This is a genomic window from Cetobacterium sp., assembly GCF_048470075.1.
Taxonomy (GTDB): domain Bacteria; phylum Fusobacteriota; class Fusobacteriia; order Fusobacteriales; family Fusobacteriaceae; genus Cetobacterium_A.
Genome location: NZ_DBGBQB010000017.1, coordinates 1 through 2,425, shown reverse-complemented (window position 1 = coordinate 2,425; position 2,425 = coordinate 1). Strand labels below are relative to the sequence as shown.

General features: G+C 27.0%; 3 protein-coding genes. All 3 read left to right on the top strand.

Annotation, left to right across the window (positions count from 1 at the left end):
• Positions 1 to 57: 57 nt before the first annotated feature.
• Positions 58 to 501: a hypothetical protein gene (locus tag ACMOUI_RS00490; RefSeq protein ID WP_418963783.1), complete on the top strand. Its 444-nt coding sequence runs from the start codon at positions 58 to 60 to the stop codon at positions 499 to 501.
• Between the two features lie 204 nt (positions 502 to 705).
• Positions 706 to 1,779 (top strand): hypothetical protein, encoded by a 1,074-nt coding sequence (locus ACMOUI_RS00485; protein ID WP_418963782.1) that lies wholly within the window; start codon positions 706 to 708, stop codon positions 1,777 to 1,779.
• Positions 1,780 to 2,214: 435 nt separating this feature from the next.
• On the top strand, positions 2,215 to 2,425 hold a 211-nt coding region (locus ACMOUI_RS00480), incomplete at its 3' end, for a hypothetical protein (protein ID WP_418963781.1).

Genomic DNA, 2,425 nt, shown 5'->3' with positions numbered 1-2,425 from the left:
CGAGTAAATATAAAAGATGTTGTAAATTTTTATCTTTATAATTAAAGGAGATATAAAATGAAAAAAGAGATTGTAGAAGTTTTTGAAAATGAAATGCTTATTTATAGAGGTCATTTAGAGAATAATAAATGGCATGGAATGGGAATGTTGTTTTATACAAATGGAAATATTTCTTATGAAGGTTTTTTTGTAAATAATCTTTGTGAAAAATATGGAATAGAATATTATCCTAACGGGAAAATAGCTTATGAAGGAGAATTTAAAAATAATAAGTATCATGGACTTGGAAAAAAATATACCTTGTCAGGAGAGCTTTTATATAGTGGTCTTTTTAATAATGGACTACCTGAAGGTGAAGGAAAATTATATTTAGATAATCCTAAAAGGATTATTGAAGGAAATTTTGTTAAAGGGAAATTAAACGGTGAGGTCCAAGTACATTATGATTCAAATAAAAATATGGAAAAAATAATCTATACAAATGGAATAAGAAAATTTTAATTTTTTATTGCGGATTTAAAAAAGTTAGTAGTAACATAAATATGCTAACTTTTTCATATTTCTCGATTTTTAAAAAACGAGGATAGAAGAATAGAGAAGAATTAACCGTTAAATTCTTCTCTATTTTTTATTTTTTTTGTTGCGGATTTATAAAAAAATTTGTTATTTTGAAATATAGAACTTTATTTTAAGGAGGGATTTTAAATGAAAAAATTATCATTAATTTTAGGAGCCTTACTAGCTGTGGGGGCAGTAGCTCAGGCAAAAGAGGAAGTGGTTGCACCAGTAGTTGAAGAGGTTATAATTGCAGAACCAGTAGTTGAGCAAGTTGTGGTTGAGGAAGCTTTTAGACCAAGTGGATATGTTGGTTTAGAATATAAGGCTTATGGAAATACAGAAGGTCATGGTGACAAAATAGGGTTTAATCCATTAGAAGAAGATAAATGGAATAGAGGGCAAAATAACTATTCTAGACTTCAAACAACATTTGGAATTCAAGTAACAGAGAACTTTAAATTAGATGGTAGAATTAGAGATTATAATGATTTAGAAAAGAATGATGAAATAAAGTACGAGAATAAAAAGCATGGTACAGATACAAGATTAAGAGGATACTATAAACATAATGATATGTTTACATCAAGAATAGAATATAGAGATACAGAGAAAAATGAAGAAAGATATGAGTACCAGTTAAGATATAACGCATATACGAATGAAGGTGGATTAGTTGATAAAGTTATACTAGCTCCTAAAGTGGCACGTAGAGTAAAGCCAAATCATAGATATTATTATAATAGACTTGGAGTAGATGCATATTTAACAGGAAATTTACCATTAGGATTAACATGGGAAAATAATTATTATTTAAATTATGATATGCATAATAGTGATATATTAGGTCTTGCAAATAATACGAAAAAAGATAAAGAATTTAACTTAGAAGTTGAGTTATATTTAAGAAAATCATTTGCACTATATGAAACAGAAAAATCAAATCTAAATTTAGATTTAGAAATTGGTTATGATCCATATAAATTTAACCAATATAAGAGAATTATTGAAGTAAATCCAGATGGGACAGTATCAACTTATAGAAGAGCTTACGATTTACGTTCTTTAATTGATTTAGGATATACTTATAGCTTAACAGAGAATGTAGATGTAAAAACAGGAATAGGAGCAGAGTATAGAAACTGGGATATAACAGAAGAACCAAGAGCAAAAGATTGGAGATGGCAACCATTTGCTTATGCAGCTATGAATGTTAAGTTCTAGTGTATATGTATTAATGGATATCTCGACGAATTTATTGAACTTATGTATAATTTAGATATAAACGAATATAAGTTAATGTTGATTTAACATTGTAGGAAGAGTTGGAAGTCGGAAGCCAACTCTTTTCTATTTTTTGAAAATTATAATGTATAATTTAATTAAGATTTGAAGGAGTTAACCTATACTAGGAGTATTTTTATATCAAAAGACTTTTTAAAAGATTTTAAAATGAAAATAAGAAGGTCAAAAAAAATAAAAAAAATTATTGTGGATTTATATTCTAATCTTTTATAATTAGATTACGTTGCTGAAGTTTATATTTTTATTCACTAAAATCAAGACTGATTTCAAAAAAGAGCAAGTTGGATTTAAAGAATCTTTAGAGACTTTATATCGCATGTGTGCTCTTTTTTGTTTTTTATCGTAGATTTTTAAGTGTGGTTTAATGCAGAGATTACTAATTTTATTAGAAGAATGTTATGGGAAATTATAAAAGAAGAGGATATGTATGAGCCTATGAGAGAAGCTATAAAATCTTTAGGTCTTGAAAAGAAAACGCAAGAAGCTAGAATAACGAACTTAAGAAAAGAATTAACGCGAATAGAAGAAAGAGAAAATAAGATAATAATAGATTTATATGATGAGG

What these genes read in the sequence shown, in the direction of transcription:
- ACMOUI_RS00490 (WP_418963783.1), top strand. Translation starts at nt 58, where the DNA reads ATGAAAAAAGAGATTGTAGAAGTTTTTGAAAATGAAATGCTTATTTAT.
- ACMOUI_RS00485 (WP_418963782.1), top strand. Translation starts at nt 706, where the DNA reads ATGAAAAAATTATCATTAATTTTAGGAGCCTTACTAGCTGTGGGGGCA.